Here is a 6,198-nt window from a genome sequence, read left to right as displayed (position 1 = left end):
GAGGGCGGCGCCTGCCAGCCGGCCGGACCGGACCGCCTCGACCAGGGCTGCCTCACCGGGCCGGCCGTCGACGGGTTACAGCCCCTCGGCGACCGCGGCGGCGATCTTCAGCCAGGCGTCCCGGGTGGCCGAGGAGAGCCCGCCGTACCGGATCGGCTCGCCGCTGTCGATGAGCCGCTCGTACGGGGCCAGCAGCACCGCCCGGGTGCGGGCCGCGAAGTGCTCCTGGATGGCCGGCAGGTCGATCTCCTTGCGGGACGGCGGCATCGACACCACCGTCACGGCCTGACGGACCAGCCGTTGCCGCCCGCTCTGCTCCAGGTGGTCGAGCATCCGGGCGGCGGTCTCGGCCGAGTCGTTACGGGCCGACATGGTGACCACCAACTGGTCGGTGGCGTCCATCGACGCCTGCCAGTTCTGCGCCCGGACGTTGTTCCCGGTGTCCACGAAGATCAACTTGTAGAACCGGCTGACCACCTCACGGATCTCGGCGAAGGCGGCGGCGGTCAACATCTCGCCACCGGTGGCCGACTCGTCCGAGGCCAGGACGTCAAACATCCCCTCGCCCTGCGAGCGGACGTACTGCGACAGGTCGCCGACCCGGCCGTGCGCGCCCTGGAACTGCCCGAGGTCACGCAGCATGTCCCGCACCGTGCGGGAGTGGAAATCCTGCTGGGCCCGCATCCCGAGGGTGCCCTGGGTCTCGTTGTTGTCCCAGGCCAACACGTAGCCGCCGCGCTTCTGACCGAAGGTCATCGCGAGCAACAGGATGGCCACCGTCTTACCGGCGCCACCCTTCGGGTTGACAACTGTCACCTGCCGCAGGCCGCCGAAGTTGCGGCGCACCATCTCGATGTCCCGCTTGAGCTCCTGCTCGTGCCGCCCCGGTGAGAGCCGGAGCAGGCCCATCTTGTTGACCACCGCGCGTACGCCCATCGTCGCCACCGGGTCGGCGGGCCGGACCTGGCGGCGTCGGGCGAAGTCCTCGGCGGTCGGTGCGGCGGTGTCCTCCGGTGTCCAGCTCGCGTCCGGGTATGCGGCCGCATCCGGGTACGCGGGGGCCGGCATCCGGGTGACCCCGTCGGCCTCCTGGTACGCCTGCCCGGGTGTGCCACCTGGCGAGCCCTGCTGCCAGGGCGGCGGGTACCAACCCGGCGAGGGCGGGAACGGCCCCGGTGGTGGGGTCGTCGGCCCGGCCTGCGGAGCGTGCTGCGCTACGGGAGGGGTCTGTGGCGGGGTGCTGAACTGCGTCAGGTCGGGCGGTGGCGGAATCTGCGCCGGGCCGACCTGGCCGGGGATCGCCGGGGTGGACGACGGCCCGGGGTGCGCCTGGGCGGGACCGGTGTGTGGGACGACCGGCGGCGGCGGAATCGGAGGCGTGGCGCTGGCCTCGTCCTGAGCGGGCGCTGCTCCGGCCGGGCGTTGCGGCGGATACGCCCACGGCGACTCGGCGATCGGCCGCGCCGGCCCGTCCGCGGACCCGTCTTCGCCGGACCCGCCAGCCTGTTGCGCCGGTCCGCCAGCCTGTGGTGCTGGCCCGCTCGCTTGCGGCGCGGGCCCACCCGGTTGTGGTGCCGGCCCGGTCGCCGCTCCGGAGACTGCGGCCGAGGAGCCCGCCGGCGCGTTGCCGGCGACCGCCGGGGGCTCGGTGACGCCCGGACCGGCGGCGGACGCGGTGGTGGCTGGGAAGGGCCGGTCGGTAGCTGCGGCCGGTTGGTCGGTGGCTGCGGGCGTGGCGGGGCGGTCCGCGGCGGCGGTGGGGCGATCAAGGGTGAACGGCAGGTCCAGGTCCACGCCGCCCGGGGCGTTCGGCACCGCAGGCGTCGGACCCCGGTCGCCGGGCTGCGCCTGCGGCGCTGCGCCAGCTGCGTCGGGTGCAACTCCGGCCGCGCCGCTCACGGCTGGTCGGCCATCGCTCGGCGCGGCGGTGGTGTGCGGTGTCGGCGCGGCGGGGGCGCTGAGACCAACTGGCCCACCGTTGCTGCCAGGGCCGGTTGCCGGTGGCGTCGGTCGGGCACCGCTCGACGCCGGCGCGGGCGGCGGTGACGCCACGGCCGGGTCGGTCGGTGGTGGCCAACTCGGCTGTGCCGGCGCCCAACCCGACCCGGTGCCGGACGGCCCGTTGGCCCCCCACCCACCGGGCGCGGGGACGGCGCCGGTGAGCGACGGGTAGTCCGACGGCGAGGGTGGTGCCTGGGCCGCAGCGCCAGGCTGACCGGGCATCGGCGGTCGCCCGGTCGGCGGTGCCGCCACCGGTGGCGTGACAGGTGGCGTGACCGCCGGCGGCCCACCCCGCTGCTCGGCGACGGCAGCCCAGGGCGGCACCGCGCCCCGGTCGCCTGGATCCGGCGGCCAGAGTGGTTCGACGTCCCGCTCCGGCACCGGCTGCTGGCCGGGCGCCTGCGCCCGGTCGGCGTTTTCGTCCATTACGGCCCTCCCCAGTCCTCCTGCGAGGATAGGCCCATTCGCCTAGCAGGGCCGATCGGCGCAGGCAGGTCGGCCGGTCGATGCGTCGAGGTCAGCTCGACCAGACCGCCCAGGCACCTGGCTCGATCCACCAGGAACGCTTGCGGGTCAGCTCGCTCTCGACACCATCGTCGAGGTACGGCACCTTGCCCTCCCGGGGCAGCACCGACACCGCCCGCCCACGGGCCCGCCGAACTTCGAGGCGTACCCGCTTGCGCCCCCACGCCGAGCGGACGACCACCGGCACGGCCACCGCGACCTCGACCTGGCCGTCGGCCGGGTCCGGCCCGCTCAGCAGGGTCACGTCGTCGAGCGTCGCGTACCCGCCGGCGTTGCCGACCGCGCAGGCCAGCAGCGGTTCCGCACCGTCGGTGAGGACGGTGTCGTCGACCTCCACCCGGGCGCGCCAGTGCAGCGGCCGGCCGGCGTCGTCGGCGGCGCCGAGGAGCGCGCCGTCCAGGGTCACCGAGCCGCCGTCGTTGCGCAGTAGGTCCAGCCGGCGCGGCGTACCGTCCAGCACCGCGGCGGCCACCGCCGCCGGGTCCCGGGGCAGTCCGAGCTGCGCGGCCAGGTCTCGGTGGGTGCCGCCACGAGCCGGGTCGAGTGGGAGTACGGCCACCGGCGGCAGGTCGGGCAGGGTCCGGTTGCCGGGCAGGTCCGCCGGGCGCTTGCTCGGCGCGGGGGCGTACCGCCGGACCAGCCGGCGCAGCACGGCGCGCAACTGCCCGTCGCTGGCCGTGGCGACGACCAGCCGGGTCTTGCTGTCCTGGTCCGGCCAGGTGAGGCCGTCCGGCCGGGCCGGGCCGTCGAGCCGGGCCAACACCGCGTCGATCTCCGCGTCGGAACGGGCGGTGACCATCTCCACCCGGGCACCCCGGGAGTTCAGGGCATCGGCGCAGGCCAGCACGGGCACCCGTGGCCGCTCCGTCGCGCACTGCCCGGTGTCGGTCTGGTCGTTGCTGGCCTGGCCGGTGTCGGCCTGGCTGGTGTCGGCCTGGCTGGCCGGGGCGGTGTCGGTCCCGGTCGCGCCGCCGCAGCAGGCCCCGCCGCTGCCACAGCCCCCGGGAGCGTCCCGCTCCGAACCGAGGGTGAGCAGCACCACGTCGTACACGGAAGGAGCCTCCTGCCTCTCGACGCGACCCCTGCCGGCCACGCCGTCACTACTTGTTAACCTGACACCCCGGGCTCGCCGAACGGTCGCCACCTGGCACCCGAGCCTTCTGGAGGCGGAAAAGATGCCAGCGATCGTGCTCATCGGCGCTCAGTGGGGCGACGAGGGCAAGGGCAAGGTTACCGACCTGCTGGGTGAGCGGGTCGACTACGTCGTGCGCTACTCCGGCGGCAACAACGCCGGACACACGGTGATCACCCCGGACGGCCAGAAGTACGCGCTGCACCTGATGCCGTCCGGCGCGCTCTCACCGGACGCGATGATCGTCATCGGCAACGGTGTGGTCGTCGACCCGAAGGTGTTGCTCGCCGAGATCGACGGCCTCGCCGAGCGCGGCGTCGACGTGTCCCGGCTGCGGATCTCCGGTGACGCGCACCTGATCATGCCGCACCACCGGGCGCTGGACCGGGTCATCGAGCGCTACCTCGGCTCGTCCCGGATCGGCACCACCGGCCGGGGCATCGGCCCGGCGTACGGCGACAAGGTCGCCCGGATCGGCATCCGCCTCCAGGACCTGCTCGACCCGGGCATCCTGCGCAAGAAGCTGGAACTCGCGTTGCGCGAGAAGAACCAGATCCTGTTCAAGGTCTACAACCGCAAGGCGATCGACGTCGACGCGACGGTCGAGGAGTACCTGGCGTACGCGGAGCGGCTCAAGCCGTACATCGCGGAGACCCGGGCGATGCTCTGGGACGCGCTGGACCGGGGCGAGACGGTGCTCCTGGAGGGCGCCCAGGCCACCATGCTCGACATGGACCACGGCACCTACCCCTTCGTGACCTCGTCCAACCCGACCGCCGGCGGCGCGTGCGTCGGCGCGGGCATCCCGCCGACCGCGATCAACAAGGTCATCGCGGTGAGCAAGGCGTACACCACCCGGGTCGGTGCCGGGCCGTTCCCGACCGAGCTGTTCGACGCCAACGGCGACCACCTGCGCAAGATCGGCGCGGAGTACGGGACCACCACCGGGCGGGAGCGCCGGTGCGGGTGGTTCGACGCGGTCGTGGCCCGGTACGCCTGCCGCCTCAACGGCGTCACCGACCTGGTCATCACCAAGCTGGACGTGCTGACCGGCCTGCCCAAGGTGCCGATCTGCGTCGGCTACGAGATCAACGGCGTCCGGGTCGACGACATGCCGATGAGCCAGACGGACTTCCACCACGCCAAGCCCGTCTTCGAGGAACTCGACGGCTGGTGGGAGGACATCACCAAGGCCCGCACCATCGACGACCTCCCGGAGAACGCCCGCCGCTACATCGCGCGGGTCGAGGAACTCTGCAACACCAAGGTCAGCGTCGTAGGCGTAGGCCCAGGCCGAGAAGAAAACGTCCACCTCCACCCCCTCCTCCCCTAACCCACCCCCTCCCCCCTGGGCCCGGCGCCCGCGCCCGGCGCCCGCGCCGCCGCCCCGGTGATCAAGAGGTTTGCGTCAGAATTGCGCGCCAGACTGACGTAAACCTCTTGATCACCGAGGTGAGAGGCCGGGTTATCCACAGGGTTCCGTGGGTTGTCCACAGGGGCTTCGGCGGGGCGGGGTCGGTCGGCAGGGTGGGGGTGTGGGACCACACCAACTTCTTCGTCACCTTGCGGCCCGGCAGGACGGGATGGTCACCCTGGCGCAGGGGTTACGTGCCGGCCTGACCAGGGATGAGATCCGACAGCTGCATCGGTCCGGCAGGTGGCACCGAATACTGCGCGGCTGTTTCATGCCGGACGCGGAGTTGAGCGAATCGACTCGGCGGCGGGCGCACATTCGCGCTGCGGTCGTCAGCCTCGGGCCCGGCGCCTTCGCCGTGTTGGGCACCGCGCTGGAGTTGCACGGCATTGCGGGCCTCCGGCGGAGTGCGCAGGTCCACGTCTCGGTGCCAGTCGGTCGACCGAGGCATCAGCGGATTCCGGTGCCGTGGCTGACCGTGCACCAGTTGACAGTTGATCCCGGTGACATCACCGAGGTCGCGGGCATTCGTGCGACCTCTCCGCTCCGGACCGTCTCGGACGTCGTTCTCCTGGTTGATCGTTACCCAGCGGTCTCGGTCCTCGACTCGGCGCTCAATCGACGCCGCATCGATCCGGCTCAACTGATGGTGGTCCCGAACCTCATTCGAGGGCGGCGGGGCGCGGTCGCGGCACGCGCCTACTTGTCCGAGGCGGACGGACGGGCGCAGTCGCCGTTGGAGACGCGTAGCCGACTGCGGTGCGTGGACGGCCGGGTCCCACCGGATGCGCTGCAGTTGGAGGTACGCGACGACGACGGCTATCTGCTCGGCATCGGCGACCTGGGCTGGCGCGGCCCGCGGGTCATCGCGGAGGCCGACGGCCGAGACGCCCATGGCGCTCCGGAGGCCGCTTTCGCCGACCGTCGCCGACAGAATCGCCTGGTCAACGCCGGCTGGACCATCCTCCGCTTCACCTGGCAGGACACCTTGCACCCGGCATACATCCCACACACGGTCCGGCAGGCGATCGCAGCCGCCCAGCGGAGGTGATCAAGAGGTTTGCGTCAGAATCCCTCCCCGATCTGACGCAAACCTCTTGATCAACAGCGGTCGGCGGGGGTGGGC

At 72.7% G+C, this 6,198-nt stretch carries 4 protein-coding genes; 2 read left to right on the top strand and 2 right to left on the bottom strand.

Annotation, left to right across the window (positions count from 1 at the left end; genetic code table 11):
- Positions 1 to 75 precede the first annotated feature (75 nt).
- Together ACWER9_RS31580 and ACWER9_RS31575 are read right to left on the bottom strand one after the other, a co-directional pair.
- Positions 76 to 2,427: a chromosome partitioning protein gene (locus tag ACWER9_RS31580; RefSeq protein ID WP_452305286.1), complete on the bottom strand. Its 2,352-nt coding sequence runs from the start codon at positions 2,425 to 2,427 to the stop codon at positions 76 to 78.
- 91 nt (positions 2,428 to 2,518) lie between these two features.
- A complete protein-coding gene (locus ACWER9_RS31575; protein ID WP_452305285.1) occupies positions 2,519 to 3,577 on the bottom strand; it encodes a diacylglycerol kinase family protein in 1,059 nt (352 codons plus the stop codon).
- 124 nt (positions 3,578 to 3,701) lie between these two features.
- On the opposite strand from ACWER9_RS31575, the gene ACWER9_RS31570 reads away from it, so the two are divergent.
- Positions 3,702 to 4,991: an adenylosuccinate synthase gene (locus ACWER9_RS31570; protein WP_452305284.1), complete on the top strand. Its 1,290-nt coding sequence runs from the start codon at positions 3,702 to 3,704 to the stop codon at positions 4,989 to 4,991.
- Positions 4,992 to 5,139: 148 nt separating this feature from the next.
- Positions 5,140 to 6,123, top strand: coding sequence for a type IV toxin-antitoxin system AbiEi family antitoxin domain-containing protein (locus tag ACWER9_RS31565; protein WP_452305283.1), 984 nt, complete (start codon positions 5,140 to 5,142; stop codon positions 6,121 to 6,123).
- Positions 6,124 to 6,198 lie beyond the last annotated feature (75 nt).

The organism is Micromonospora sp. NPDC003944 (assembly GCF_053605225.1).
Note: the sequence above shows the minus strand (reverse complement) of the source record. Positions and strands in the feature narration are given on the sequence as shown.

Excerpts from the sequence above, each read along its gene's own strand:
- ACWER9_RS31580 (WP_452305286.1), bottom strand. The coding sequence starts at position 2,427 with ATGGACGAAAACGCCGACCGGGCGCAGGCGCCCGGCCAGCAGCCGGTG.
- ACWER9_RS31570 (WP_452305284.1), top strand. The coding sequence starts at position 3,702 with ATGCCAGCGATCGTGCTCATCGGCGCTCAGTGGGGCGACGAGGGCAAG.